25 protein-coding genes are annotated in these 26250 nt (G+C 67.6%); 8 read left to right on the top strand and 17 right to left on the bottom strand.

Annotated features, from left to right (window positions below; genetic code table 11):
* Nucleotides 1-20: 20 nt before the first annotated feature.
* On the top strand, nucleotides 21-164 hold the full coding sequence (locus tag CKW34_RS24230; RefSeq protein WP_155418953.1) for a hypothetical protein: 144 nt from the start codon (nucleotides 21-23) through the stop codon (nucleotides 162-164).
* A 27-nt stretch (nucleotides 165-191) separates the two neighbouring features.
* Here CKW34_RS24230 and CKW34_RS02235 read toward each other — a convergent pair whose 3' ends face one another.
* From CKW34_RS02235 to CKW34_RS02195, 9 genes are all read right to left on the bottom strand, one after another.
* Complete coding sequence (locus CKW34_RS02235; protein WP_059383204.1) at nucleotides 192-1652, bottom strand: catalase; 1461 nt, start codon at nucleotides 1650-1652, stop codon at nucleotides 192-194.
* 94 nt (nucleotides 1653-1746) lie between these two features.
* A complete protein-coding gene (locus CKW34_RS02230) occupies nucleotides 1747-2181 on the bottom strand; it encodes a Fur family transcriptional regulator (protein WP_024102806.1) in 435 nt (144 codons plus the stop codon).
* 86 nt (nucleotides 2182-2267) lie between these two features.
* Nucleotides 2268-2900 carry an acetoacetate decarboxylase family protein gene (locus CKW34_RS02225; protein WP_059383103.1) on the bottom strand — a complete coding sequence of 211 codons (633 nt, stop codon included), beginning with the start codon at nucleotides 2898-2900 and terminating at the stop codon, nucleotides 2268-2270.
* Complete coding sequence (locus CKW34_RS02220; RefSeq protein ID WP_059383104.1) at nucleotides 2893-4605, bottom strand: FAD-dependent oxidoreductase; 1713 nt, start codon at nucleotides 4603-4605, stop codon at nucleotides 2893-2895. The genes CKW34_RS02225 and CKW34_RS02220 overlap by 8 nt, the downstream gene beginning before the upstream one ends.
* Nucleotides 4606-4661: 56 nt before the next feature.
* Nucleotides 4662-6167, bottom strand: coding sequence for a flavin-containing monooxygenase (locus CKW34_RS02215; protein WP_059383105.1), 1506 nt, complete (start codon nucleotides 6165-6167; stop codon nucleotides 4662-4664).
* Complete coding sequence (locus CKW34_RS02210; RefSeq protein WP_059383106.1) at nucleotides 6164-6742, bottom strand: TetR/AcrR family transcriptional regulator; 579 nt, start codon at nucleotides 6740-6742, stop codon at nucleotides 6164-6166. The genes CKW34_RS02215 and CKW34_RS02210 overlap by 4 nt, the downstream gene beginning before the upstream one ends.
* 143 nt (nucleotides 6743-6885) lie before the next feature.
* Nucleotides 6886-7917 carry an aspartate-semialdehyde dehydrogenase gene (locus tag CKW34_RS02205; protein ID WP_059383107.1) on the bottom strand — a complete coding sequence of 344 codons (1032 nt, stop codon included), beginning with the start codon at nucleotides 7915-7917 and terminating at the stop codon, nucleotides 6886-6888.
* Between the two features lie 2 nt (nucleotides 7918-7919).
* Complete coding sequence (locus tag CKW34_RS02200) at nucleotides 7920-9185, bottom strand: aspartate kinase (RefSeq protein WP_059383108.1); 1266 nt, start codon at nucleotides 9183-9185, stop codon at nucleotides 7920-7922.
* Nucleotides 9186-9263: 78 nt separating this feature from the next.
* On the bottom strand, nucleotides 9264-10559 hold the full coding sequence (locus CKW34_RS02195) for a DUF4185 domain-containing protein (RefSeq protein WP_059383205.1): 1296 nt from the start codon (nucleotides 10557-10559) through the stop codon (nucleotides 9264-9266).
* Between the two features lie 354 nt (nucleotides 10560-10913).
* On the opposite strand from CKW34_RS02195, the gene leuA reads away from it, so the two are divergent.
* Both leuA and CKW34_RS02185 read left to right on the top strand, forming a co-directional pair.
* Nucleotides 10914-12725 (top strand): 2-isopropylmalate synthase, encoded by a 1812-nt coding sequence (gene leuA / locus CKW34_RS02190; protein ID WP_059383109.1) that lies wholly within the window; start codon nucleotides 10914-10916, stop codon nucleotides 12723-12725.
* Nucleotides 12726-12956: 231 nt separating this feature from the next.
* Nucleotides 12957-13331 carry an SHOCT domain-containing protein gene (locus tag CKW34_RS02185; protein ID WP_059383110.1) on the top strand — a complete coding sequence of 125 codons (375 nt, stop codon included), beginning with the start codon at nucleotides 12957-12959 and terminating at the stop codon, nucleotides 13329-13331.
* A gap of 12 nt (nucleotides 13332-13343) precedes the next feature.
* Here CKW34_RS02185 and CKW34_RS02180 read toward each other — a convergent pair whose 3' ends face one another.
* Nucleotides 13344-14240 carry a LysR family transcriptional regulator gene (locus tag CKW34_RS02180; RefSeq protein ID WP_059383111.1) on the bottom strand — a complete coding sequence of 299 codons (897 nt, stop codon included), beginning with the start codon at nucleotides 14238-14240 and terminating at the stop codon, nucleotides 13344-13346.
* Between the two features lie 72 nt (nucleotides 14241-14312).
* Here CKW34_RS02180 and CKW34_RS02175 point away from each other — a divergent pair, with 72 nt between their 5' ends.
* From CKW34_RS02175 to CKW34_RS02165, 3 genes are read left to right on the top strand one after another with little or no spacing between them, the layout of a single operon-like run.
* Entirely contained in the window at nucleotides 14313-15350 is a 1038-nt protein-coding gene (locus tag CKW34_RS02175; RefSeq protein ID WP_059383112.1) for an EamA family transporter, read from the top strand.
* Nucleotides 15245-16498, top strand: a complete 1254-nt coding sequence (locus CKW34_RS02170) for a Mur ligase family protein (RefSeq protein WP_059383113.1) — start codon at nucleotides 15245-15247, stop codon at nucleotides 16496-16498. Before CKW34_RS02175 ends, CKW34_RS02170 begins: the two co-directional genes overlap by 106 nt.
* The gene (locus CKW34_RS02165) at nucleotides 16491-17201 is read left to right on the top strand and encodes a type 1 glutamine amidotransferase (protein ID WP_059383114.1); all 711 of its coding nucleotides are present in this window, start codon (nucleotides 16491-16493) and stop codon (nucleotides 17199-17201) included. Before CKW34_RS02170 ends, CKW34_RS02165 begins: the two co-directional genes overlap by 8 nt.
* 19 nt (nucleotides 17202-17220) lie before the next feature.
* On the opposite strand, the gene CKW34_RS02160 is transcribed toward CKW34_RS02165, so the two are convergent.
* The 3 genes from CKW34_RS02160 to CKW34_RS02150 form a co-directional block, all read right to left on the bottom strand.
* On the bottom strand, nucleotides 17221-18063 hold the full coding sequence (locus tag CKW34_RS02160; RefSeq protein ID WP_059383115.1) for an alpha/beta fold hydrolase: 843 nt from the start codon (nucleotides 18061-18063) through the stop codon (nucleotides 17221-17223).
* 215 nt (nucleotides 18064-18278) lie between these two features.
* Nucleotides 18279-18758, bottom strand: coding sequence for a rhodanese-like domain-containing protein (locus tag CKW34_RS02155; protein ID WP_059383116.1), 480 nt, complete (start codon nucleotides 18756-18758; stop codon nucleotides 18279-18281).
* Nucleotides 18755-19414 carry a TetR/AcrR family transcriptional regulator gene (locus CKW34_RS02150; protein ID WP_059383117.1) on the bottom strand — a complete coding sequence of 220 codons (660 nt, stop codon included), beginning with the start codon at nucleotides 19412-19414 and terminating at the stop codon, nucleotides 18755-18757. The genes CKW34_RS02155 and CKW34_RS02150 overlap by 4 nt, the downstream gene beginning before the upstream one ends.
* A 233-nt stretch (nucleotides 19415-19647) precedes the next feature.
* Between CKW34_RS02150 and CKW34_RS02145 the strand changes: the two genes are divergently transcribed.
* Both CKW34_RS02145 and CKW34_RS02140 read left to right on the top strand, forming a co-directional pair.
* Nucleotides 19648-20583, top strand: coding sequence for a metal-dependent hydrolase (locus CKW34_RS02145; RefSeq protein WP_059383206.1), 936 nt, complete (start codon nucleotides 19648-19650; stop codon nucleotides 20581-20583).
* Nucleotides 20583-21731 carry a hypothetical protein gene (locus tag CKW34_RS02140; RefSeq protein ID WP_059383118.1) on the top strand — a complete coding sequence of 383 codons (1149 nt, stop codon included), beginning with the start codon at nucleotides 20583-20585 and terminating at the stop codon, nucleotides 21729-21731. The genes CKW34_RS02145 and CKW34_RS02140 overlap by 1 nt, the downstream gene beginning before the upstream one ends.
* Nucleotides 21732-21779: 48 nt before the next feature.
* Here CKW34_RS02140 and CKW34_RS02135 read toward each other — a convergent pair whose 3' ends face one another.
* The 4 genes from CKW34_RS02135 to CKW34_RS02120 all read right to left on the bottom strand — a co-directional run bounded on the left by CKW34_RS02135 (nucleotide 21780) and on the right by CKW34_RS02120 (nucleotide 26146).
* Nucleotides 21780-22328 (bottom strand): hypothetical protein, encoded by a 549-nt coding sequence (locus CKW34_RS02135; protein WP_059383119.1) that lies wholly within the window; start codon nucleotides 22326-22328, stop codon nucleotides 21780-21782.
* 145 nt (nucleotides 22329-22473) lie between these two features.
* On the bottom strand, nucleotides 22474-24072 hold the full coding sequence (fadD5, locus tag CKW34_RS02130) for a fatty-acid--CoA ligase FadD5 (protein ID WP_059383120.1): 1599 nt from the start codon (nucleotides 24070-24072) through the stop codon (nucleotides 22474-22476).
* Between the two features lie 308 nt (nucleotides 24073-24380).
* Complete coding sequence (locus CKW34_RS02125) at nucleotides 24381-25160, bottom strand: enoyl-CoA hydratase (protein WP_016693188.1); 780 nt, start codon at nucleotides 25158-25160, stop codon at nucleotides 24381-24383.
* Nucleotides 25157-26146, bottom strand: a complete 990-nt coding sequence (locus tag CKW34_RS02120; protein WP_080968305.1) for an NAD(P)H-dependent flavin oxidoreductase — start codon at nucleotides 26144-26146, stop codon at nucleotides 25157-25159. Before CKW34_RS02120 ends, CKW34_RS02125 begins: the two co-directional genes overlap by 4 nt.
* Nucleotides 26147-26250 lie beyond the last annotated feature (104 nt).

Raw genomic sequence — 26250 nt, 5'->3', positions numbered from 1 at the left:
AGGGCCGCCCACCGTAAGAGGTGGACGACCCTGCCGTCTGTGCCGAAATCCTCGTTTGCGAGGAAGATGGAGTTGTCGTCGTCGGATGGAGGGAGAGCGACATGGACACCACGCTGATCGTGCTGGCGCTGGCAGCCCTGATCTACTGGTGGGGACTGCTCTGATCCCGCCGCATCTCCCCCGGTGACGGGTCAGACCCCGGCGCGCACGCCCGCCTCGACCCGCTTGCCGAGTTCCTCGTCGACATCGCGCCAGTACTCGAAGATCCGCTCGTAGAGCGCCTCCGAGGTACCACCGAGGACGTGCCCGACGATGTTGCCCACGAGGCGTTCACGCGCCGCGTCGTCCATCACGTCGCGGACGAGCGTGCCCGCCTGACCGAAGTCGTCGTCCTCGGGGTGCTGCACGTATCCCGCGCGCACGGCCTCGGTTCCGAAGTTCCACAGACCTTCGTCGCCGGCCCGCTCGGGATCGGCGTGCGGACCGCCGAAGCTGTTCGGTGCGTAGACCGGAGTCTGCGGGTCGTTGAAGCTGTAGGCCATGTTGCCCTCCTTGCTGTAGGAGTCGACACGGGCGGCCTTCGCGGAGTTCACCGGCAGCTGTGCGTGGTTGACGCCGATGCGGTAGCGGTGGGCGTCGGCGTAGGAGAACACGCGGCCGAGCAGCATCTTGTCGGGCGAGAAACCGATGCCCGGCACGACGTTCGACGGGGCGAACGCGGCCTGCTCGATCTCCGCGAAGAAGTTGCGCGGGTTGCGGTTCAGGGTCATGGTGCCGACCTTGATCAGCGGGTAGTCCTTCTGCGACCACACCTTGGTCAGGTCGAACGGGTTGAACCGGTAGTTCTCCGCCTCCGCGACCGGCATGATCTGCACGTGGAGCGTCCAGCTCGGGAACTCGCCGCCCTCGATCGCCTTGTAGAGGTCGGCGCGGTGGTAGTCGGGATCCGAGCCGGCGAGACGGTCGGCCTCGTCCTGGGTGAGGAACTCGATGCCCTGGTCGGTCTTGAAGTGGTACTTCACCCAGAAGCGCTCACCGTCGGCGTTGATCCACTGGTAGGTGTGCGAACCGAAACCGTCCATGTGGCGCCACGTGCGCGGCAGGCCACGGTCGCCCATCAACCAGGTGACCTGGTGTGCGGTCTCGGGACGCAGGGTCCAGAAGTCCCACTGCATGGTGTGGTCGCGCAGGCCGGAGCCGGGCAGACGCTTCTGCGAGTGGATGAAGTCGGGGAACTTGATCGGGTCCTTGATGAAGAAGATCGGCGTGTTGTTGCCGACGAGGTCGTAGTTCCCATCCTCGGTGTAGAACTTCAGGGCGAAACCGCGCGGGTCGCGCCAGGTGTCGGGGCTGCCCTGCTCACCGGCGACCGTCGAGAAACGTGCCAGCATCTCGGTTTTCGCACCCGGTTGGAACAGCTTCGCCTTCGTGTAGGCGGAGACGTCCTCGGTGACGACGAGTTCGCCGAACGCGCCGCCGCCCTTGGCGTGCACGACGCGCTCGGGCACCCGCTCGCGGTTGAAATGTGCGAGCTTCTCGAGCAGGTAGTGGTCGTGGAGCAGGATCGGGCCCTGGGTACCGGCGGTCAGCGACTCGTTGTCGCTGGCGACGGGGATACCGACGTTGTTCGTGGTGTAACGGGCATTCGTCATGGTGACCTCCGAATACGGGTGTTCCGGGTCTCGGGACACGAAGCCGGCGGTTCGACCCGCGAAGGGGCCGGACCACCGGTGGAGCGAGTGGGCGCTAGTCGGCGCGGCAATCGGGGCACAGGCCCCAGAAGGTGACCTCTGCTTCGTCGATGACGAAGCCGTGGTCGTCGGACGGCGTCAGGCAGGGCGCGGCCCCGACGACGCAGTCGATGTCGACGACCGTGCCGCACGCGCGGCACACGAGGTGGTGGTGGTTGTCGCCGATGCGGGTCTCGTACCGTGCGGGTGATCCGGCCGGTTCGATCCGGCGGAGCAACCCGTTCCCCACGCATGCCTTGAGTACGTCGTACACGGCCTGCGTCGACACCGAGCCGAGTTCGTCGCGCACGTGGGCGGCGATTCCGTCCGCATCGGAATGCGGATGCTCGGCAACGGTTCTCAGTACGGCAACGCGGGGAGCGGTCACCCGCAGACCCACGGAGCGCAGTTGCTCCTTGGGGTCGAAGTGATGCTCGTGTCCTTGTTGCATGACACCAAGTATGCCCCTTTTCTGGAATAAGTCAAGAAAAGGATCGGTGCAACCGGCACCGCGGCGCACCCACGACACCGGTCGACCTACACCCGCGACACGACTCGCGACGCTCCCGTGGACATCCGTCCGGAGGTGATGACGATGCCGTGATGGGTGCCCGGACGCAGCCAGCGGCTCAGCGTCGGTCCCTCTGCCGCGACGGTCACCCGCGCGTAGCGGAACTTCCCCCGCAGCCGGGCCGTGGCGCGCTCGACGGCGCCACCGGGGATCGGCTGGGCGAAGGTCAACCCACCCGCGATCGGCAGTTCCGGGCCCTTCGGCGCGGCCGAGGTGGCCACGCTCCATCGGGCGCCGGTCGCGGAGAAGTCGCCGAGGACGTCGCCGTCGAACTTCGCGAGCACCTTCGGCAGCTTCCAGTGCTCGCGACCACCGTGTACCGACGGCTCGGAGTCGACGGCGATGAACGGCACCGCCATCGCCGGGATCAGGCCGCGACGCAGCACCGGGCTGGCCAGCACCTCGCGGTACGGCCCGACGGGCGAATCGAGGTAGTCGACCATCATCGCGAGCGTGATGGGCAGGGTCGCGCCGGTCGGCCCGTACTGGGCGGCCTCCGGGGTGCTGCGATGCCACCAGAGGGTGGCCCGCACGGCGGCCGGCCAGGGCGGTGGCGGCGAGACCGGATAGTCGGTGCGTTCGTCCTCGCTCTCAGGCACTGTCCAGAGCACGGGCGCTCTCCTTCCGAACGGGGGTGATGGGGAGCCGCAGCGCCGCAGGGGCCTCGACGGGCACGACCGGTCGCACGGGCTGCACCGGCTGCACGGGTTCGTAGGCCGACCCGAGCGGAGGCCGGTTGTCCTTCTCCCCCTTGTTCGGCCACAGCGCCAGCGCACGTTCGGCCTGCGCGGTGATCGTGAGGGACGGGTTCACGCCGAGGTTGGCGCTCACCGCGGAACCGTCGACGACGTGCAGACCCTCGTGCCCGTAGACACGCAGGTACGGGTCGACGGTGCCGGTACGCGGCGAGTCACCGATCGCGCACCCGCCGAGGAAGTGCGCGGTCATCGGGATGTTGAACAGGTCGGCGATCGACCCGCCGGCGTCACCGTCGATCTTGTCGGCGACGCGGCGAACCGCTTCGTGGCCCACCGGGATCCACTCGGGCGGCGGGGTGCCCGGACCCTGCTTGCTGGTCAGGCCCCGGCCGATCGGCGTGCGCCGCGTCGCGAGCTCGAGCGAGTTGTCGTCGGTCTGCATCACGAGAGCGATGACCGTGCGCTCGGACCAGTTCCGCACAGACAGCGAACGGAGGAAGGCGGCGGGATTCTTCGCGGCGACACCGAAGAACTTCAGCAGTCGCGGCATCCGCGTGCCACCGTCGACGAGCAGCGCCTGGAGCAGACCGATCAGGTTGCTGCCCTTGCCGTACCGCACCGGTTCGATGTGGGTGTGGTCGTCGGGGTGGAAGGACGACGTGATGGCCACGCCCTTCGTGTAGTCGACGACACGGTCCTGTGCGGTCGCGGCGAGCACCGCCTCGGAGTTGGTGCGCACCACGGTGCCGAGGGCCGGCGACAGGTTCGGCAGGTCACCGGTCTCCCGGCTCGCGAGCAGCAGGCGCGCCGTGCCGTAGGTGCCGGCCGCGATCACCACCTGGTCGGCAGTGAAGACCTTGCGGCGCTTCCTGATGCCGTTCGTGCTGCGGGTGTGGACCTCGTATCCACCACCGGCCCGGGGCACCACACGGGTCACCGTCGTGAGGGCGTGGATCTGCGCGCCCGCCTTCTCGGCGAGGTAGAGGTAGTTCTTGACGAGCGTGTTCTTCGCTCCCACACGGCAACCCGTCATACAGCTGCCGCACTCGGTGCAGCCGGTGCGGTCGGGGCCGGCTCCACCGAAGAACGGGTCGGGCACCGTCCTGCCGGGCTCGTCGAAGAACACACCGACCGGGGTGGTCGTGTAGGTGTCGCCCACACCCATCTCGTCGGCGACCTGACGCATCACCTCGTCCGCGGGCGTGGTGCTGGGATTGGGGCGGACGCCGAGCATCCGTGCCGCCTGGTCGTAGTACGGCGTCAGTTCCGCTTCCCAGTCGGTGATGTGACCCCACTGCGGGTCGCGGAAGAAGGGCGTCGGCGGCTTGTACAGGGTGTTGGCGTAGTTCAGCGACCCGCCACCCACACCTGCTCCGGCCATGACGAGCACGTTGGGCAGCAGGTGCATGCGCTGCACCCCGTAACACCCCAGCTGCGGTGCCCACAGGTACTTGCGCAGCCGCCAGCTCGTCTTGGGCAGCTCGTCGTCCTCGAAGCGTCGTCCGGCCTCGAGAACACCTACCTTGTATCCCTTCTCGGTGGCGCGCAGTGCAGCGACGCTACCGCCGAACCCTGAGCCGATGACGAGGACGTCGTAGTGGGTCATGCGCTCGCTCCTGCCGTCGCCCTGCCTCATGCGCTCGATCCTGCGGTCACCTTGCCTCATGCGTTCGCTCCTGCGGTCGCTCGGTGCTCTGTGTAGCTCTCCGGGTCGAACTGCTTGGTCCGCGCCCGGTACTGCCACGTGAAGGTCGGCCACATCACGGAGTTGCGGCCCTTCTCGTCGATGTACCAGCTGCTGCAACCACCCTGGTTCCAGACCGTGTTGTTCAGCGCCGGGTCGAGATCGGCGGTGTAGCGGCGCACTGCCTCGTCGCGCACCTCCACGGCCGCGACTCCGCGACGCTCCATCGTGCGCAGCGCGTCGGAGATGTAGTTGGCCTGGGATTCGAGCATGTACACGATCGAGCTGTGGCCGAGATTGGTGTTGGGGCCGTACATGAGGAACAGGTTGGGGAAACCGGGCACGGCGATGCCGAGATAGGCCGAGGGACTGCCGTCCCACGTCTCGGCGAGGGTGCGACCGTCGCCACCACGGATGTGGTGCGCGACAGGCGGTTCCGTAGGCGTGAAGCCGGTGCCGAAGATGATGGTGTCGACCGGGTACTCGGTGCCCTTGTCGTCGACGACACCGTTCTCGGTGACCGCGGTCAGACCGGAGGACACCACGTCCACCTTCGGCCGGGTGATGGCCGGGAACCAGTCGTTGGACAACAGGATCCGCTTGCACGTGATCGCAAAATCGGGGGTCAGACGCTTGCGCAGCTCGGGATCGCGCACGTTCTTGCGCAGCACCTGGCGTGCCCGGACCTCGAACAGCGGCAGGAGGTACTGGCGGGCGAAGGGCTTCGTCATACCGACGACGTAGATCTCCTTCTGTCCGTACACGAATCCGCGCATGAGCTTCTGGGCCAGGGGGAATCGACGATAGAGCGTGCGGACCGACCGCGCGATGACGTGGTCGTGCTTGGGCATCACCCAGGAGGCGGTGCGCTGGAACAGGGTGAGATGGTCGACGCGGTCGACGATCGCCGGCACGAACTGGATGGCCGAGGCGCCGGTACCGATGACGGCGACGCGCTCACCCGTGAGGTCGTGGTCGTGATCCCATTCGGCCGAGTGGAACTTCTTGCCGCGGAACAACTCCAGTCCGGGAACCTTCGGGTAGGTGGGCGTGGAGAGGGCGCCGGTGGCGGCGACGAGCACGTCGGCCGTCAGGTCACCGCGGGACGTGGAGATCCGCCACACGGCGCGCTCGGCGTCCCACTGGGCCTCGCGCAGTTCGCACCCGAACATGGTCCGGTCGGTCACGCCCTGCTCACGTGCGACGCGGCGGAGGTAGGCGTAGATCTCCTCCTGGGTGCCGTGCGCTCGCGACCAGTCGGGTTCGGGCGCGAAGGAGAACGAGTACAGCGCGCTCGGAACATCGCATGCGGCACCGGGATAGGTGTTCACACGCCAGGTTCCGCCGACGTCGTCACCGCGCTCGAGGACGAGGACGTCGGCGTCGGGGTTCTCACGCAACAGCGTTGCGGTCATACCGATGCCGCCGAAGCCCGCGCCGACGACGAGCGTGTGCACGTGATCGGGAAGCAGTGCGAGACTCATTTCATCACCAGCGCCTTCCAGACCGGGAGCAGGCGCTCCCGGAATTCTCGATCGGATTCGGGGGTACGCATCAGGGCCGAGACGGCGAAGCCCCGGGCGATTTCGATGCTGAGGTCGATGTGGTCGGGCGAGACCCTGTCGCCCATGATCTCCAGGCAACCCGTGCGGAGCGCGTCCGAGACCTTGCGTTCGAGCGGGATCATGGCCTCGTGCAGGGACGGATCGGTCCGCGCCGCGACCCACAGTTCGAGTGCTGCGGCGAAGAGCGGGCCGGAGAAGGCGTCCATGAGCGCCTCGAAGCCGTGCTCCGGGTCGGGCCGTTTCTCGAGGATCTCCTGCAGCCGTTTGTCGACGAGGTGCTCGACCGCCGCAACGACGAGGTTCTCCTTCGTCGGGAAGTGGTGGAGCTGGGCGCCTCGCGAGACTCCGGCGCGTTTGGCGATGCCCTGCGTGCTGGTGCCCGAATAGCCGTGCTCGACGAGCGAGTCGACCGCGGCGTCGAGCAGCTTGGCTCGCGTCGCGGCTGTGCGTTGCGCCTGGGTACGACCACCGTTCGGCGCAGTGTCCTGGATCACGCTTCGCAGCGTAACGGTAAATCAACAAACAGTCCAGACTGCTTGTAAATATTTCCGGAGCATCCCGGACCGTCCCCGAAACGCGACGGAGCGGGTGGACCCGGAAGAGGTCCACCCGCTCCGTCGAGAAGGTCGGAAGTCGCCTAGACGAGCAGCTCCGCGATCTGGATGGTGTTCAGCGCGGCGCCCTTGCGCAGGTTGTCGCCCGAGACGAAGAGCGCGAGACCGCGGCCCTCCGGAGCACCCGGGTCCTGGCGGATACGGCCCACCAGCGAGACGTCGTCGCCGGCAGCGGCGAGCGGGGTCGGCACGTCGACGAGGCGGACGCCCGGAGCATTCGCGAGCAGCTCCTGCGCACGCTCGACCGACAGCGGCCGCTCGAACTCGGCGTTGATCGACAGCGAGTGTCCGGTCACGACGGGAACGCGCACGCACGTACCCGAGACGAGCAGGTCCGGCAGGCCGAGAATCTTGCGCGACTCGTTGCGCAGCTTCTGGTCCTCGTCGGTCTCGCCCGAGCCGTCCTCGACGATCGACCCGGCAAGCGGGACGACGTTGAACGCGATGGGCGCGACGTACTTGTTCGGGGCCGGGAAGTCGACGGCGTCGCCCGCGTGGACGAGCTTGTCGGCCTCGTCGGCGACTGCGCGCACCTGGCCGACCAGTTCCTCGACGCCCGCCAGGCCGCTACCGGAGACAGCCTGGTAGCTCGACACGATCAGACGCTGGAGTCCGGCCTCGTCGTGCAGTGCCTTGAGCACCGGCATCGCGGCCATCGTGGTGCAGTTCGGGTTGGCGATGATGCCCTTCGGCGGGTTCTTCACCTGCTCCGGGTTGACCTCGCTCACGACGAGCGGGACCTCGGGGTCCTTGCGCCACGCCGACGAGTTGTCGACGACGATCGCACCGGCGGCCGCGAAGCGCGGAGCCTGTTCCTTGGAGAGGGTGCCACCGGCCGAGAACAGCGCGATGTCGATGCCCTTCAGATCCTCGTCGGAGGTCGCCGCGACGTCCTCGACCACGATCTCCTCACCGCGGAACGGCAGCTTCTTGCCGGCCGAGCGGGCCGACGCGAAGAACCGGACGGTGTCGGCCGGGAAGTTGCGCTCCTCGAGGAGGGTGCGCATGACGATCCCGACCTGCCCCGTGGCGCCTACAACTGCAATGGTGGTCACGATTACCGCCCCGTTCCTGCGTGCACGACGGCCTCTTCGTCGCCGCCGAGCTCGAACGCCGCGTGCAGAGCGCGCACGGCGTCGTCGAGTTCGTTGTCATCCACGAGCACGGAGATGCGGATCTCCGACGTCGAGATCAGGTCGATGTTGATGCCGGCGTCGGCGAGGGCCTCGCAGAACTTGGCCGTGACGCCGGGGTGGCTCTTCATGCCGGCACCGACGAGGGAGACCTTGCCGATGTGGTCGTCGAAGAGGACCTGGGTGAAGCCGATATCGCCCTGCTGCTTGGTGAGGAGCTCGACCGCGCGCGGGCCGTCGCTCTTCGGGCAGGTGAAGGTGATGTCGGTCTTGCCGGTCTCGACCTTCGAGATGTTCTGCAGCACCATGTCGATGTTGATCTCGGCGTCGGCGACGGCGCGGAACACCTTGGCGGCGTAACCGGGGGTGTCGGGGATACCGACGACGGTGATCTTCGCTTCGCTGCGATCGTGCGCAACGCCGGTGATCAGGGCCTCTTCCACAGGGATGTCCTCCATCGATCCGGACACGATGGTGCCGGGCTTGGTGGTGTACGACGAACGAACGTGCACGGGCACGTTGTAGCGGCGGGCGTACTCCACGCACCGCAGCATGAGAACCTTCGCGCCGCACGCGGCGAGCTCGAGCATCTCCTCGAAGGAGACCTTCTCGAGGCGCTGCGCGTCCTTGACGATGCGCGGGTCCGCGGAGAACACGCCGTCGACGTCGGTATAGATCTCGCAGACGTCCGCGTTCAGCGCGGCGGCGAGTGCGACGGCGGTCGTGTCCGAACCGCCACGACCGAGAGTCGTGATGTCCTTGCTGTCCTGGCTCACGCCCTGGAAGCCTGCGACCAGCACGATGCTGCCCTCGTCGAGGGCGGCGCGCACGCGGCCGGGGGTGACGTCGATGATCTTCGCCTTGCCGTGGCTGCCCGTGGTGATCACTCCGGCCTGGGAACCGGTGAACGACCGGGCCTCCGCGCCGAGCGAGTGGATTGCCATCGCGACGAGGGAGTTGGAGATGCGCTCACCGGAGGTGAGAAGCATGTCCATCTCGCGGGCCGGCGGGGCCGGGCACACCTGCTGCGCGAGATCGAGGAGTTCGTCGGTCGTGTCTCCCATGGCCGAGACGACGACCACGACGTCGTTGCCCGCCTTCTTGGTCTCGACGATCCTTTCAGCGACGCGCCGGATCCGCTCGGCCGTCGAGACCGAGGATCCTCCGTACTTCTGGACGACGAGTGCCACGCTGGCCAACCTCCGGGTTTCGGGAACAAGTCCAGTGGCCCAGCTTACCGACCGCGGCTTCCATCGACCCGGGGCATCTCAGGAAAGTGTCGTGCGCAACAACATGACGTTGTAGTCCCCCCACCGCGAGGCGGTGAAGTAGAGGTCCGTATCCGTGGACCACGGGTGGATGAACGGAGCGTAGAGACCACCGATCTCACGGTGGGTGACCAGCACGCGCGCTTCGCTCCACGGTCCCTCGGGTCTCGCGGACGTCCTCATCTCGATCGTGCCGTTCGCCTCGTTGCCGTAGAGCATGACGAACTCACCACCGAGGAACTGCACCGACATCTCTCCGACGGCGGGCGGCACGACCGGGGTGGCCGCGGCGGCGTCGCCGGGCACCCAGCCGTCACCGTTCCAGTACTCGTAGGCGGCCAGATCCAGCAGAGCGGTCTCGGGGACGCGGGAGACGAAGGCCGCGCCGAATCGGCCCTGCGGTGTGCCGAAGTCGTAGACGTATCCCTCGTGGCGGACGTAGGCGTGCTGCTGGAAGTTCTCGTTACCGGTGGACAGCTGCTGCACCGTGGGTACGTCGAGCGGCAGGTTGATCCGTGCCGTCGCCGGGTCGAGCGCCCAGGTCTCCCCGTTGTCCGCCGAGGTCGCGATCATCGACGCGTTGGTCCACCACTCACCGTGGTCGCCCCAGGACCGCACCGACATGAAGTTGATGTACTGGATGCCGTCGACGGCGATCCCGGCCGTGGGGATCACGGTGATCTCGACGCCGTCGATCGCGAGGCTGCCCACGAGTTCACGGGAGAAGTCGGGTGCGGAGGGCAGGACGGGCGAACCCGCACGCGGGTCGCCGGGCACCGGATCGGGCACGTCGATGCCGTCGGAGAGATCGGCGTCGGTGGTGCGCATGAGGACGTTGTGCCGCCACTGCTGATCGGGCAGCGAACAGTCTCCGAAGGTGTCGCCGAAGGCCATGAGAACCTGACGTGCGTCTCCTTCCTCTCCGTTGTCCCACATGATGCCGAGGTCGGTTCCCGAGATGGAGAACCTGTCGTAGGTCCTGTTGGGGCTGCGCGGACCGGTCACCCAGGCCACGGTGCTGGTGGGGCCCGGTCCGAGTGCCGGTAGCGGCCCCTGTGGTCCCTGGGGTGCGAGTCCCCCGCTCCCCGATCCGCTGCTCCCGAGCCGGGGTCCGGACGATCCCGTTCCGAAGGATCCGGAACCCGAACCCGAGCCGGGGAGGCCCGAGCCGGAGCCCGATCCGAGGAGCCCGGAGTCGCAGGGTTCGGCGTGCGCCGCCGGGGCGGAGACCGCCATGAGCCCGAGCGCCAGCAGTGCACTGCACGAGCCGGCGGCCGCCGTGCGCAACGATCCCATCGACACGCCCTTCACCCGTGGTGTTACCAAAGATATCGGTGATACCGGTGTTACTGATGTTGCGGGAGTTACGTTCGGTAACGCTAGGGGCGCAGGTACCGCTCTGTCAGGCGCGTTCGTATCGATCGGGTCACGACATCACCGCCGCCGGGTCACACGAAACGTGTGCGTGTGGGAGGCACCACTTGGTCGCGGTGGGGGATGGCGCGATACACTGCAGGACATGCAGCGCGCGCTTCTCCTCGGCCGCCGCGGCGGGATCTGACCAGACCGGCTTCCCGTCGCGGGGTTTCGACGCGCCGGTCGATATTCGATCTGGGCCCACAGGTCCCCTTTTCTCTTTGGAGTTACGTCATGTCACCCGCCGACGCTTTCACCTCCGGCTCGCGCACCATCACGCCGCCGAGCAAGCCGGCCCCGGCCGACCAGCCGTCGTGGAACAAGCAGAAGAACTCGTCGATGCCGACCTACCGGTACCGGCCGTTCGCCGAGGAGGTCGAGGCGATCTCGCTGCCCGACCGCACCTGGCCCGACAAGATCATCGATCGCGCCCCTGCGTGGTGCGCCGTGGACCTGCGCGATGGAAACCAGGCGCTGATCGACCCGATGAGCCCCGCCCGTAAGCGGCGCATGTTCGATCTGCTCGTACGCATGGGTTACAAGGAGATCGAGGTCGGTTTCCCGTCCGCGAGCCAGACCGATTTCGATTTCGTCCGCGAGATCATCGAGGACGGCGCGATTCCCGACGACGTCACCATCCAGGTGCTGACGCAGTCCCGTCCCGAACTGATCAAGCGCACCTTCGAGGCGTGCGCCGGGGCGCAGAACGTGATCGTGCACTTCTACAACTCGACGTCGATCCTGCAGCGCCGCGTGGTCTTCCGCGCCGACAAGGAGACCGTCAAGAAGATCGCGACCGACGCCGCCGAACTGGTGCTCGAGGAGGCGAAGAACCACCCCGACACCAACTGGCGCTGGGAGTACTCCCCCGAGTCGTACACCGGAACCGAGCTGTCGTACGCCAAGGATGTCTGCGACGCGGTCGTCGAGACCCTGGGCGCGACCCCCGAGAACCCGGTGATCATCAACCTGCCGGCCACGGTCGAGATGGCCACCCCCAACGTCTACGCCGACTCGATCGAGTGGATGCACCGCAACCTGGCGAAGCGCGACTCGATCATCCTGTCGCTGCACCCGCACAACGACCGCGGCACGGGTGTCGCCGCGGCCGAGCTGGGCTACCAGGCCGGCGCCGACCGCATCGAGGGCTGCCTGTTCGGCAACGGTGAGCGCACCGGCAACGTCTGCCTGGTGACCCTGGGCATGAACATGTTCAGCCGCGGCGTCGACCCGCAGATCGACTTCTCGAACATCGACGAGATCCGCCGCACGGTCGAGTACTGCAACCAGCTGCCCGTCCACGAGCGCCACCCGTACGGCGGCGACCTGGTCTACACCGCCTTCTCCGGCAGCCATCAGGACGCGATCAACAAGGGCATCGACGCGATGAAGGTCGACGCGGACGCCGCCGGTGTCGACATCGACGACCACACCTGGGCCGTGCCGTACCTGCCGATCGACCCGAAGGACGTCGGCCGCACCTACGAGGCCGTGATCCGCGTGAACTCGCAGTCCGGCAAGGGCGGCATCGCGTACATCATGAAGCACGACCACGGCCTGAACCTGCCGCGTCGCCTGCAGATCGAGTTCTCGCAGGCCGTGCAGAAGGTCACCGACGGTGAGGGTGGCGAGGTCAGCCCCAAGGAGATGTGGGACATCTTCCACGAGGAGTACCTGGCCCCGATCTCGCCGCTCGAGCGCATCCGGCAGAAGGTCACCGCGGCCGAGACCGACGACGGTGAGGACACCATCTCCGCGGTGCTGAAGGTCGACGGCGTGGAGAAGGAGATCTCCGGCAGCGGCAACGGCCCGCTGGCGGCCTTCGTCGACGCCCTCGAGTCGCTGGGTTACCAGGTGGCCGTCCGCGGCTACGCCGAGCACGCCATGTCCGCCGGCGACGACGCGAACGCCGCGGCCTATGTCGAGGCCGACGTCACGCGTCCCGACGGCACGACCGTCCTGGTGTGGGGCGTGGGCATCGCCCCGTCGATCACCACGGCGTCGCTGCGCGCGATGGTCTCCGCGGTGAACCGCTCGCACCGCTGATCTTCTCGAAGCCGAATGCGGTGGACCCGGACGGGTCCACCGCATTCGTCGTTTCGGGGATTTTCACCCCGACAATTCATCTCGGAAATACCGTTTCGGGCAATTACCGCACTCTCCGGAAAGATACAGTTCCGAATGTTCGACGAGAACGAACCCGTTCACGGGTGATATCCGTCGAATTCCGCAATTCTCGTCTCGCAGAGTCGTTCTGCTCGAACCCGGAGTGTGCGTATGGAATTCATGGACATCATCTGGTACATCATCGTCTGCTTCGCATTCATCGCGTACCTGATCATGCTGTGGATGATCATCGGGGATCTGTTCCGCAACCGGGAACAGTCCGGCTGGGTCAAGGCGATCTGGATCGTCTTCCTGTTCATCTTCCCGTGGCTGACGGGTCTGATCTATCTGATCGTCCACGGCAGCGGCATGGCCGAACGGTCCGCGAAGGAAGCGGCGCAGTACAAGGCCGTGCAGGACGACTACATCCGCTCGGTCGCCGGCAAGTCGCCCGCCGAGCACATCGCCGACGCGAAGAAGCTGCTCGACGACGGTGTCATCGACCAGGCCGAGTTCGACGCGCTGAAGGCCAAGGCACTCGCCTGACCCCGCGCTCGTTCACATCGACAGCTTCCGTGCCGCCGCGGCACGGAAGCTGTCGAGCACTGCGCCCACGGCGGGCCGTCGCGCCGCCCCCGGGCGGGTGACGAGCTCGTAGATCCGCGCCGCACGCACACCGGCCAGCGGCAGACGTACCAGCGCCGGATGCAGAACCGAATACCGCGGCAACAACGCCACCCCGTGTCCCGCCGCAACGAGTTCCTCGATGACGCGGAAGTCGTTGATGCGGTGCACGACCCGTGCCCGGATGCCCGTCACCGCCGCGACGGAGAGCAACACGTCGTCGACGGGGAATCCACCCCGCACGCTGATCCAGCTCTCCCCCACCAGTTCGTCGACCTGCACGCGGTCCTGCGTCGCGAGCCGGTGCTCCGGCGGGAGGACGACATCGATCGGTTCGCGCATCAGCGTCTCGACGTGGACACGCGGGCCGGACAGCGGCGCCGAACGCTCGTCGCGGTGGGTGAGCACCACGTCGTAGTCGGCGAGCAGGGCGGGCGCGGCCGAGGCCGGGACGTCCTCGTCGCTCACGTCCAACTCGACGCCGATCGTCCCGGCCGCTTCGAGCACGGCCGGTAGCAGGAGCGCTGCCCCGGAGGGGAACGACGCCACGCGCACCCGCCCCCGGGGCGACCGGGCGTAGGCGGTCATCTCGTCGGCGGCCCGGTCGAGGGCGTCGAGCACCTCGTCGGCTCGCACCACGAGCGCACGACCCGCATCGGTGAACCGCAGGCGCCGGCCGTCGGGTTCGAGCAGGGGCACTCCCGCCTCCCGCGCGAGCACCTTGAGCTGCTGCGAGACGGCCGAGGGTGTCATCGACAACGCTGCGGCGGTCGCGGCCACGGTCCCGCGGTCGGCGAATTCGCGCAGTATCCGCAATCGCACGACATCCATGTAGTAAAACTACACATTTCCTTCAGAAACATTCGCTTGTTCTGATTGTTTCCTGCGCAAAGAATTGACGGCATGTCGTTCCGGGACCGTCTGCTCGCACTCACCGTCGTAGTGCTCTGGGGATGCAACTTCCTCGCGATCAGATTGGGCCTCGACCACTTCCCGCCGTTCTTCTTCGCCGGTCTGCGCTTCGCGATCATCGCCGTCCCGGTGCTGCTGTTCGTCCCGCGACCCGCCGTTCCCCTGCGCTGGCTCCTCCTCTACGGCGCCGGGTTCGGATTCGCGCAGTTCGCCTTCCTGTTCTGGGCGATGGAGGCCGGTCTGCCCACAGGCCTCGCGTCGCTCGTACTGCAGTCGTCCGCACCCTTCACGGTCCTGCTCGCCGCACTGTTCCTGCACGAACGGCTCGACGGCGTCCGCCTCGCCGGTCTGGTGGTCGCCGTATCCGGCATGGTGATCGTCGCCGTGGGGCAGGGCGCCGCGGACGCGAGCCTGATCCCCATGACCCTCGCGTTGCTGGCCGGTCTGTCGTGGGCGGTCGGCAACATCGGGACCCGCAAGGCGGGCGCCGGTGACCCCATGCGCCTGATGCTGTGGATGTGCGTCGTGCCCGTGCTCCCCTTCTTCGGGGTCTCCTGGTTCGTCGAGGGCCCGCAGGCGTGGTCCACCCTCGGTACCGCCGTCAGCACCGCGGACGGAGGCCTCGCGCTGGCCGGACTCGCCTACGTCGTACTGGCGGGCACGATCGCCGGCACCGGCATCTACGCCTCGCTGCTGTCGCGCTATCCCGCCGGGACCGTCGCCCCGCTCTCCCTCATGGTGCCGGTCGTCGGGTTCACCGTCGCGTGGATCACGCTCGGCGAGCGGCCCGCACCGTCCTCCCTGATCGGCGGTGTGATCGTCATCGTCGGAGCCCTCGCTGCCCAGGGCGGACACCGCAGTGTGACGAGCAGGACGCTCCTCCGGCGACACAACGCTCCCGCGCCTGTGGAACACTCGCCGACGTGGGAACCAGCACAGGAATCACCGCACGTGGACGGCTCGCACTGCGCGCAGCCCGAGCCGCCGCGTGGGCGTCCCAGAAGGCCGGACGCGGTAAGGGCTCGATGATCGGAGGGCTCGTCGCCCTGAAGATCGACCCGGCACTGATGAAGCAGCTCGGCCACGGCCGGCAGACGGTGCTCGTCACCGGGACGAACGGCAAGTCCACGACGACCCGTATGACGGCCGCCGCGCTCGAGACGATCGATTCGGTCGTCACCCAGGCGGACGGCGCGAACATGGACGCCGGGATCGTCGCCGCGCTCGCCACCGATCTCCGGGCACCGCTCGCCGCGATCGAGGTCGACGAACTCCACACCCCGCACGTCGCCGACGCCCTCGACCCCCGCGCGATCGTGCTGCTCAACCTCACCCGCGACCAGCTCGACCGGGTCGGCGAGATCAACATGATCGAGCGGAAGCTGCGCGAGGGACTGAAGCGGCATCCCGACGCCGTGATCGTCGCGAACTGCGACGACGTGCTCGTTACGTCCGCCGCCTACGACAACCCGAACGTCGTGTGGGTCGCCGCCGGCGCCGGCTGGGCCAACGACTCGGTGAGCTGCCCGCGCACGGGCGAGCCGATCGTCCGCGAGGGCGACCACTGGTACAGCACCGGCTCCGACTTCGCGCGGCCGACACCGGACTGGTGGGTCGACGACGAGAACCTGTACGGACCGGACGGCCTCGTCCTCCCTCTGAAGCTGACCCTCCCCGGTCGCGCCAACCGGGGCAACGCAGCCCAGGCGGTCGCGGCCGCCGTCGCCCTCGGTGCCGATCCGGCGAAGGCCGTCGCTGCCGCCTCGGTCGTCGAAGAGGTCGCCGGTCGCTACAAGACGGTGCAGGTCGGCCCGCATTCGGTGCACATGCTGCTCGCGAAGAACCCCGCCGGCTGGCAGGAGGCCCTGTCGATGATCGACCCGACCGTGGACGGCCTGGTGATCGCCGTCAACGGCCAGGTGCCCGACGGTGAGGACCTGTCGTGGCTGTGGGACGTGCGTTTCGAACACTTCGAAGGTGTGCAGGTGGTGGCGGCCGGAGAACGCGGCACCGATCTCGCCGTCCGCCTGACCTACGCGGGCGTCGAGCACACGCTGGTGCCGGATCCGCTGAAGGCCATCGCCTCGTGCCCTCCCGGCCGTGTGGAGGTGCTCGCCAACTACACCGCGTTCCGCGATCTCAACACCGCCATCGCCAGGAGAGCTGCCCATGTCTGAGTCGACCGTCCGCATCGGACTCGTCCTGCCCGACGTGATGGGCACCTACGGCGACGGAGGCAACGCCCTGGTGCTGCGCCAGCGCCTGCGGATGCGCGGTCACAACGCCGAGATCGTCGAGATCGGACTGAACGATCCCGTTCCCGAGTCCCTCGATCTCTACACCCTCGGTGGTGCCGAGGACGCCGCGCAGCGACTGGCCACGCGGCACCTGCAGCGCTATCCGGGTCTGCAGCGCGCCGCCGAGCGCGGAGCGCCCGTGCTGGCCATCTGCGCCGCGATCCAGGTGCTCGGCCACTGGTACGAAACGTCCTCGGGCGAACGTGTCGACGGTGTCGGCATCCTCGACGCGACCACCTCGCCGCAGCAGACCCGCGCGATCGGTGAGATCGTCATCCGCCCCACCCTCTCCGGCCTCACCCAGCCGCTGACGGGATTCGAGAACCACCGCGGTGGAACGACTCTCGGGTCCGACGCCACCGGGCTCGGCCGCGTCGACCGCGGTGTCGGCAACGGCGTGGGCGACGGACTCGAAGGCGCGGTACAGGGTTCGGTGATCGGCACCTACCTGCACGGTCCCGTGCTCGCTCGCAATCCCGAACTCGCCGATCATCTCCTGATGCGCGCTCTGGGAGTCGACTCGCTGCCGCCGCTGGATCTGCCCGAGGTCGATCTGCTGAGGCAGGAACGGTTGCGCGCCTGACGGTTGCGTAACTGGGCGATCAGCCGTGCGCGGCGACGTGTTCGAGGATCGACCGCGCAAGCTTCTCCGGCTCCTCGTCCGGAATCCAGTGGCTCGTACCGACGAGCGTTTCCCGCCGGTACGGCCCACTGACGTAGCGGGCCGTCGCGTCGACCCCGGCGGATCCGATCGCCGCGTCGTCGTCGCTCCACACCATGAGTGCGGGCACGGTGATCTTCCCGAAGGGCGATTTCGGATTCGACAGGGGCACAGCGCGATACCAGTTGATGCCGGCCCGCACCGCGGCACGGTCCTTCAGCCGCGCGACATCGCGGTCGGTGGCGGCGGACGGCTGGCCGGTGCCGTGCAGCAACAGCCGTGCAACCTTCTCCCTGCTCAGTAGAGTCTCCGGGATCCAGGGCAGCTGGAAGGCGAGCATGTACCACGAGCGCAGCAACTGCCCGCTGGTGAAGAACGAGCGCATGAACGCCGTCGGATGCGGAACCGACACCGCCGTCACGGTGCGGACGAGATCGGGACGATGCGCCGCGAGCACCCACGCGACGGCGGCTCCCCAGTCGTGGCCGACGACGTGCGCGCGACCACCGGGCACCGACTCGATGAGCGCCGCGACGTCGTCGACGAGCAGGTCGAGGCCGTAGTCACGGCGGCGGGGCGGTCGGGCGTCGGGCGAGTAGCCGCGCTGATCCGGGGCGAAGGTGCGATACCCCGCGGCGTGCAAGTGGGGCGCGACCGCCTCCCAGACCCGGGAGTCCTGCGGGAAGCCGTGGAGAAGAACGATGGGGTCGCCGTGGATGGGCCCGTCGTCGCGGATGCCGAACCGGAGTCCGTTCCGCTCGACGGTCGTGATGCGCTCCCCCACCCATACCCCCTGTGCAAGCCCCTGCTGCAGTCGCGGCGATCGGCATCCGGCCGCGAAACCTCCCCTGAACAGGGGTTCGGCCCGGTGATTCGCTTTACGCGTTCTCCGGGCCGGATCTCTGCTTCACGAGCTTCTCTCTGTCGTCCGCGGACGTCTCATAAGCTCGATTCGCACCTTCGATGTTAGCTACGTCACAGTGCGAACGCAAGCCCTTTTCACGACGCCGGCCGGACCGAGGCGAGGGGGAATCCCAGAGTCGCCCAGTCGTGCAGGCCCCCGCGGTAGTAGGCGAGCGCGGACGCGGGATATCCGGCATCGATCAGCTTCCGGATCGCATCGGGCGACTGAGGGCACTGGGGACCGTTGCACAAGACGATCGTCGTCCGGGCGGGGTCGAGCTCGCCCTTCCTCTCGACGATGTCCTCGTGCGGGATGTTCACGGCACCGGGGAGGCTCACCCCGCTCCGGGAATCGGGCACCCGCGTGTCCACCAGCGCAGCTCCCCGGTCGAGCAGTTCGATCACCTCGAGTTCACCGACGGTCGCCACGCCCGCCGCCACCTGCATCGGCTGCACCTCGCCCCAGGTCGTCTCCACCACCGTGCGGTCGGCTTCGCCCTCCAGCGGGCGGGGAACGTTCTGCGGGTCGCCGTCGCGCGTACGATCGGCACGCCTGATCTGCTGCTCGTTCGTCACGAGCCGGACTCTACGGGAGAGCGGTCGCGCGTCGCGGGATTGCCGGAATCCCACTCCCGCTGGGCGAGGATCGCCGTACCCATCCATCGTCGCAGGTAGCGGCGCAGATCGTCGTCGGAGCGTGGCGGGGTTCCCGGCGAGACGAAGAACGACTGCATCGTGCGCAGCACGTACTCGACCAGCTCCGCGAGGGAGTCGTCGTCGTAGCCGTGTTCCTCCCAGTCGACGTCGAACCGCTTGATCATCGCCATGCCGAACATCCACGCCTCCTCCGAGGCGATCGCCTCGGGATGCGGGTTCGAATAGGTGCTCGACAGCAGGATGCCGAGGTGCGGGGTGCGACGCACCTCCGCGAGCGTGTAGACCACACCTTCGGTCATGGCCTCGACCGGATCGTCGAGTCCCGCGACCTGCCGGGTGAGTCGTTCCAGGAATCCTTCGACCGAGGCGATGGCGGCCGCACGCATCAGGGCGTCCGCGCTGGGGAAGTAGCGGTAGACCGTCTGGCGGATCACCCCGAGGGACTGGGCCACATCGGCAATGCTGATCTCCGCGCCGGTCCGGTCGATCAGGTCGACGGCAGCGGCCACGATCCGCTGCGACGCCTCTTCGTCGTCGGCGGGAGGACTCCCACCCCACCCACGTCTACGTGCCACTTCGCGCTTCCTCGAACCGTCGCCTGGAGAAGGCCCGACGGTAACACGGCCGACCTCGGTGGAGGTGGTCCGAAACGGGCTCCCGCGAGCGGATGGGACACCTATCATACACCTGACGCATTTCGTGTATGGTCACGCCGATCGGGGCCTCCCGGCTCTTCCGAGGTCCTCCCGACCGTGTCCCGAAACAGGTCCACAGCCAGCCCGGCGTCGACGAGACGAGGTACCGCCCCATGACGAACCTGCAGGTCCGCAAGATGCGTTTCGCATTCGCGGATTACGACGTGCCGTTCCTGTGGAACGAGGAGAACCCGGCCTTCTCGAGCATGGCCAACGCCGTCTCGTTCCTCGCGATCGGCTTCGAGAAGATGATCGTGAACCTGATCCGCGAGATCACCCCGCGCATCACCGATCCCGAGGTCCTCGAAGAGGCCAACGCCTTCATGTACCAGGAGGGGCAGCACTCCACCGCCCACCGGCAGCACGTGAAGGGTCTGATCAAGAGCTATCCGGGGCTGCAGGAGACGCTCGACGACGTCATCGGCGCCTTCGACAAGCTCACCGCCGAGACCTCCGCCGAATACCGCCTCGCGTACACCGCCGACCTCGAGGCGACCTTCACTCCGGTCTTCAAGCTCATGCTCGACAACGACGCATCGCTCTTCCGCCCCGGCGACGACCGGGTCGCCTCGTTGTTCATCTGGCATTTCGTCGAGGAGGTCGAACACCGCAGTTCGGCGCTCATCATCTTCGACGCGGTGGTCGGCAGCGATCTGTACCGCATGCGGCAGGCCCCCTCGGTGTTCAAGCACGTTCTCGACGTCATCGCCATCGCGTGCGAGGGCTTCAACAAACATGTGCCGCTGGAGGAACGGAAGATCGACGCGATGTCGATGTTCGCGTCGTACCGCCGTAAGCAGAACCTGCGGCGCCGGTTGCCGTTCCTGCAGTACGAGGACCACGGCCCGATGCCGCGTGCCTTCGACGTCCTGCCGCTCGGCGAACAGCTCGTCGCGTTGGTGGGCATCGTTCGCAGCCAGATGCCCAAGCACAATCCCGACCACGAGAAGCTGCCGGCGCTCGCCGACGTGTGGTTCCGTCGATTCGACGAAGGTTACGACGTCTCGCACTGGTACACGGCCGAAACCGTGGGCGGAAGGAACAACTGATGTCCGACCTGTGTTCGCCCACCTTCGAGGACCTCTCGACCCGCCTCGGATTCTCGTGCGACGAAGCCGGTGGGATCCTCGAACTGCGCAGCCCGTTCGCGCTGGAGAACTGGACGCTGCCCGTCCTCGAGGCGACCATCGTGCTCGGGGCGGTGCTGATGCTCGTGTACGCGATCGTCCGGCTGCGGCGCACCGGTGACGCCACGAACCTCGTCGTCTGGCTCGGTACGCTCGCGTTCCTGTTCATCATCGAACCGTTGCTGTACTTCCCCGACGCCTTCGGCGTGGAGGACTACCTCGACACGATGTTCGCGCACAACGTGTTCACCGTCGAGTTCATGTGGGGACGCCTGCCGCTGTACATCATCGCGATCTACCCGATGATGGCGACGATCGCGTTCGAGATCGTGCGGATGCTCGGGGTGTTCCGGCAGTACGGCACCGTCGTCGGCGCGGTCTGCGTGGGCTTCGTCCACCACGCCTTCTACGAGATCTTCGATCACCTCGGACCGCAGCTGCGGTGGTGGGAGTGGTCGCTCGACAATCCGATCAATCAGCCCTTCTTCGACTCCGTTCCGCTGCCCAGCGTCGTGGTCTTCGCTGCTCTGTGGCCGATGTCGCTCGCATTCTGCGCGCAGTTCTTCGTCGGCCGGCACATCGACGCCGGGCGCACCTTCGGCGGGCTCGAACTGACCTGGCGCACGATCACCGTCGGTCTTCTCGCGTCCGTGGGTGTGGTGATCCTCCCGGCGCCGGCGACCGTGATCGGCATGGGCAGCACGACGGTTCGGGCGACGATCTATGCTGCCGAACTCGTGATCCTGTCGATCGTGGCGATCTACGTGCTCTCGCGCCAGTGGTCTCGACTGCGGAGCACACCCACCGATCGGCCCTATTCGAACGACCTCGTCCGCTGGTACGCCGTCGCCTATCTCGCTGTGATGGCCGTGCTGTGGATCGGCGCTCTGCCCGACTGGTTCTCCGCCGTCGACGGGGTCACCGAAGCAGGCGACCCGATCGGCAGCCTGTGGTACACCGTGGCGTGCTTCGTCGTCGCGATCGCCTGCGTCGCTGCGGCCTTCACCGTCCCGCGCACGGCCGAGACGAGTCCGGACGACACCGCATCGAAGACGCTCACCGAGGCCTGACGAAGTCGGTGGTGTTCGACGCTCCGCTACGGCGGGAGCCGGCCCGCGCTACCGTGCGTCGGCTCCGTCGAGCAACCACCGGTCGCCGACCCGCTTCAATGTGATGACGAAGCGGGTCGCGTCGGTACGTCCCTCCGGCACGACGACGTTCTTCACGTCCTGATCGAGGAAGACCAGCACCGTGGCGACATCGCCGTCGAAGCTCTCGAGACCGGCGTGCTCGGCACGCGCCGCCGACGTGCCCTCCCCGTTCGCCACGAGCTCTCTCAGATCTCCGGCCACCTCCTCGTAGCGGGAGGCGAATTCCTCGGTGGCATTGGGGGTCACGGCGGTGAGGTTGTCGTCGAACGAGCGGTAGTCGTAGGTGCCGAGCGCCACTGCGTACTCGCGGGCCTGCGCGATCGCGTCGTCGCGCAGCGCCGCGTCCTGTTCGGCCTGCCACCAACGGAATCCGAAGAAACCGGCGGCCGCAAGCAACACCACGACGACCGCGGCGGTGACCCACCGGCCCACGCCGGAACGGGTGGCCGCAACAGCATCGCGCGATTCCGCTGCGGATTCGGTGTCGTTACCGGTGGGGGCATCGGTCGGTGTCATCCGCCCAGTCCTTCCAACAACTTCTTCCAGTAGTTCAACGGCTCCCCCGACGCGACCTCACCGATCCGGCGCCGAACGACGACGAACGAGGACACGGACCGTAGTGGTCCGGTCCCCGTTCGTTCGTACGAGGAGTGCGCCGGGATCAGCCCTGGGTGACGGCGGGGAGACCGCCGCGGAGTTCACCCTTGACGACCTTGCCGCTCGCGTTGCGGGGCAGGGCGTCGACGATCACGACCTCCTTGGGGTGCTTGTACCGCGCGAGGTGCTCGTTCAGGTACGGCTGGAGTTCGTCGAGGGTGAGATCGTCGTTGCCGGGCTCGAGCGCGACGACGGCGACGGGCACCTCGCCCCACTTCGCGTCGGGGCGGCCGATGACCGCGGCCTCGAGCACCTTGGGGTGCCCGTACAGGACGTTCTCCACCTCGGCGCAGTAGATGTTCTCGCCACCCGAGATGATCATGTCCTTCTTGCGGTCGACGACGTAGACGAAGCCCTCCTCGTCGACGCGCACGAGGTCGCCGGAGTGGAACCATCCGCCGTAGAACGCCTCGCTGGTGGCGGTGGGGTTGTTCCAGTACTCGCGCATCATGGTGGGGCCGCGGTAGACGATCTCGCCGACCTCACCGGGAGCGACGTCGTTCATCTCGTCGTCGACCACGCGCGCCTGGATGGTGGGGATGACCCGGCCCACGGAGCCGAGCTTGCGGATGGCGTCGTCGCCGTCGAGCACGCAGGTGATGGGCGACATCTCGGTCTGCCCGAAGACCGCCACGTTGAAGGCGTCGGGGAAGGTCTCCGCCATGGCCCGCAGGATCGTGTCGGAACTCGGCGCCGCACCCCAGGAGATGTTGCGCAGCTTCAGTTTCCGCGGCTTGGCCCGCTGCGCGGCGCACATCGCCTGCCACTGCACCGGCACGAGGAACAGACTGGTGACGTTCTCGGCCTCGAGCACGTCGAGCAGTTCCTCCGGGTCGAAGGCGCCGACCGGGTGGATGACGGTGGGGGTGCCGAGCATCAGGCTCGGGGCGATCGAGCCGAGGGCCGCGATGTGGAACATCGGCGACGCGCAGAAACCGATGCCCGACTCGTCGAACAGACGGAAGGCCCGGATGCAGGTGAGCGACTGCGCTTCGAGATTGGAGTGGGTGAGCACGGCGCCCTTCGGCCGGCCCGTGGTGCCCGAGGTGTACATGATGAGCGCGGGCGTGTCGTTCGGGATCGCCACCGGCGGGTGGGGTTCGCCCTCTTCGGCGACGAGCGCCTCGTAGGAGAGCGAGTCGCCTTCCGGCTCGGCTCCGACCGTGATGGACAGTTCGATGCCCTCGGCCTGGCCACGCGCGGCGGCGGCGAGCGGGACGAGCGGTCCCTCCGCGACGATCGCCTTCGCGCCGGAATCACCCACGAGGAAGGCGACCTCGGGTGCGGTGAGGCGGAAGTTCACCGGCACGGCGATGGCACCGAGGGCGTTGGCCGCGAGCACGATCTCGACGTACTCCGGACGGTTGAGCATGAGGATGATGATGCGGTCGCCGAAGCCGACGCCGCGACGCGAGAGTGCATCGGCGAGCTTCTCGACACGCGTGTTCAGCTGCGACCAGGTGATGGTCTCGCCGCGGAATCGGAAGGCCGTGCGATCGGGAATCATCAGGGCGTGGCGCGCCACCTGATTGTTCCAGTTGTTGCTACGGAAGCGGGTCGCGTCGGAACCGACCGCTTCGGAAACGACAGAGGGGGGAACCATCGATGATCCTCTCGTGACGGGGCGGGAGTGCGGGCACGGCCTGTGCCGAGCCGTCGATGTGTGAGGCACATTACAGGCCCGGAACGGTTTGGGCCAGAGCTTTTGTTAACGGAGATTCCGCGAATGCGGCCCGACTCGCTCCAGGCGTCGTCGCCGAGCGAGAACGGGTGGATACCGCAGAAAATACTGGTCGAGCGCTGGGTTCACCGGACGGGAGCGGGTGTTCCGACGAGCACGCCGGTCCCTGCTCCCGCCCGGGAAGTTCCTAGTCGATCCCCCGAGAACCGTGCTCGGGAAGGATCGTCCGGTCAGGCGAAGCGGGCGGGGCGCTTCTCCAGCATCGCCATGGCCCCCTCTGCGAAGTCGGCGGAACCGAGGAGTTCGACCTGGCCGTCCTTTTCCCGCGCGAGCGCCGCGTCGAGTTCGCCGAGCGTCGAGGCGTTGAGGGCTCGCTTCGTCAGTTCCAGGGCACGTCGCGGGCCGGATGCGGTCCGCGAGGCGACGGCGTCGACATGTGCGGCGAGTTCGGCGTCGGGCAGGGTGCGGGCCACCAGTCCGAACCGGTCGGCGTCCTGCGCGGACACCCGCTCGCCGAGCAGTGCCATCTCGGCGGCCCGGGCCCGCCCGATCGCGGCGGGAACCAGCAGGCTCGCGCCGCCGTCGGGCATCAGTCCGATGTTGACGAAGGCGAGCAGGAAGTACGCGCTCTCGGCCGCGTAGGTGAGATCGGCCGCGAGGGCGATCGAGACACCGACGCCCGCGGCGGGTCCGTTGACCGCCGCGATGACGGGGACCGGGACGGACGCGATCGTCCGGACCAGTTCGTTGGCGGTGTCCATGACGACACCGGGGTCCTGCGGATCCGCTGCTCCCGCAGCCAGGTCCGCACCCGTGCAGAACGCCGATCCCTCACCGGTGACGACGATCGTACGGACGCGTTCGTCGTCGCCGGCCGCCTTCACCGCGTCGCTCAGCGTCTTCATCGTGGTCAGGTCGATCGCGTTCATCCGGCGCGGACGCGTGATGGTCAGTCGCAGGATGCCGTCGGCGAGTTCGGACCGCAGGCTCTCGGTGGTGGTCGAGGTCATGCGCGCACCGTCCGGTCGGCACCGGCGATGTCGTTCAGGCGGCCCGTGATGACGGCCTCCGCCTCGGTGACCATGCGGTCGACCAGTTCGCCGACGGTGGGGATGTCGTGGATGAGCCCCTGGCTCTGCCCGGCCGTCCAGATACCGGCGTCGAGATCTCCGTCCTCGAACACCTTGCGGCCGCGCGCACCGGCGACCAGGTGGGCGATGTCGCCGAATTCGGCTCCGCGCGATTCGATCTCGACGACCTCTTCGCTCACCGCGTTGGTGGCGACACGAGCGGTGTTGCGCAAAGTGCGGAAGATGAGCTTGGTGTCGAGTTCGGTGTTGCGGACGATCTGCTCCTTGACCTCGTGGGCCACGGGCGATTCGACCGTGCACATGAAGCGGGTGCCCATGTTGACACCGTCGGCGCCGAGCGCGAGCGCCGCCACGAGGCCGCGTGAATCGGCGATGCCGCCCGAGGCGATGACAGGGATGCCGAGCTTGCTCGTCGCGGCGGGGATGAGGATCAGGCCCGGGACGTCGTCCTCACCCGGGTGGCCGGCGCACTCGAAGCCGTCGATGCTCACGGCGTCCACGCCGATGCGCTCGGCCTTGACCGCGTGCCGCACGCTCGTGCACTTGTGGATCACCTTGATGCCGGCGTCCTTGAAGTGCGGCAGGTGATCGGCCGGGTTGAAGCCGGCGGTCTCGACGATCTTCACGCCCGAGTCGATGATCGCCTGGCGGTACTCGGCGTACGGCGGCGGATCGATCGACGGCAGGATCGTGAGGTTGACGCCGAACGGCTTGTCGGTGAGTTCGCGCGTCCGTTCGATCTCGCGAACGAGATCCTCCGGGGTGGGCTGGGTCAGTGCGGTGATGAAGCCGAGCGCTCCCGCCTCCGCCACGGCGGCCACGAGTTCGGCGCGGCCGACCCACATCATGCCGCCCTGGACGATGGGATGCTCCACCCCGAAAATCTCGGTGAATCGGGTTCTCACGAGTCCTCCTCGGTCCTTCGAAAAGTGCCGCTGTCGTGACGGTTCCGTATGCGCCCAGCGGTGACGCACGTGAAGAATTGGGGTTAACTTTGCGGCCTGGGTGC

Origin of the sequence: Rhodococcus rhodochrous, from assembly GCF_900187265.1 — a bacterium.
Taxonomy (GTDB): domain Bacteria; phylum Actinomycetota; class Actinomycetes; order Mycobacteriales; family Mycobacteriaceae; genus Rhodococcus; species Rhodococcus rhodochrous.
Note: the sequence above shows the minus strand (reverse complement) of the source record. Positions and strands in the feature narration are given on the sequence as shown.

Coding starts and splice junctions, on each gene's coding strand:
- CKW34_RS02145 (WP_059383206.1), top strand. CDS start 19,648: ATGACGAACCTGCAGGTCCGCAAGATGCGTTTCGCATTCGCGGATTAC.
- CKW34_RS02220 (WP_059383104.1), bottom strand. CDS start 4,605: ATGACCCACTACGACGTCCTCGTCATCGGCTCAGGGTTCGGCGGTAGC.
- CKW34_RS02165 (WP_059383114.1), top strand. CDS start 16,491: ATGTCTGAGTCGACCGTCCGCATCGGACTCGTCCTGCCCGACGTGATG.
- fadD5 (WP_059383120.1), bottom strand. CDS start 24,072: ATGGTTCCCCCCTCTGTCGTTTCCGAAGCGGTCGGTTCCGACGCGACC.
- CKW34_RS02180 (WP_059383111.1), bottom strand. CDS start 14,240: ATGGATGTCGTGCGATTGCGGATACTGCGCGAATTCGCCGACCGCGGG.
- CKW34_RS02235 (WP_059383204.1), bottom strand. CDS start 1,652: ATGACGAATGCCCGTTACACCACGAACAACGTCGGTATCCCCGTCGCC.
- CKW34_RS02195 (WP_059383205.1), bottom strand. CDS start 10,559: ATGGGATCGTTGCGCACGGCGGCCGCCGGCTCGTGCAGTGCACTGCTG.
- CKW34_RS02185 (WP_059383110.1), top strand. CDS start 12,957: ATGGAATTCATGGACATCATCTGGTACATCATCGTCTGCTTCGCATTC.
- CKW34_RS02175 (WP_059383112.1), top strand. CDS start 14,313: ATGTCGTTCCGGGACCGTCTGCTCGCACTCACCGTCGTAGTGCTCTGG.
- leuA (WP_059383109.1), top strand. CDS start 10,914: ATGTCACCCGCCGACGCTTTCACCTCCGGCTCGCGCACCATCACGCCG.
- CKW34_RS02215 (WP_059383105.1), bottom strand. CDS start 6,167: ATGAGTCTCGCACTGCTTCCCGATCACGTGCACACGCTCGTCGTCGGC.
- CKW34_RS02140 (WP_059383118.1), top strand. CDS start 20,583: ATGTCCGACCTGTGTTCGCCCACCTTCGAGGACCTCTCGACCCGCCTC.
- CKW34_RS02125 (WP_016693188.1), bottom strand. CDS start 25,160: ATGACCTCGACCACCACCGAGAGCCTGCGGTCCGAACTCGCCGACGGC.
- CKW34_RS02230 (WP_024102806.1), bottom strand. CDS start 2,181: ATGCAACAAGGACACGAGCATCACTTCGACCCCAAGGAGCAACTGCGC.
- CKW34_RS02135 (WP_059383119.1), bottom strand. CDS start 22,328: ATGACACCGACCGATGCCCCCACCGGTAACGACACCGAATCCGCAGCG.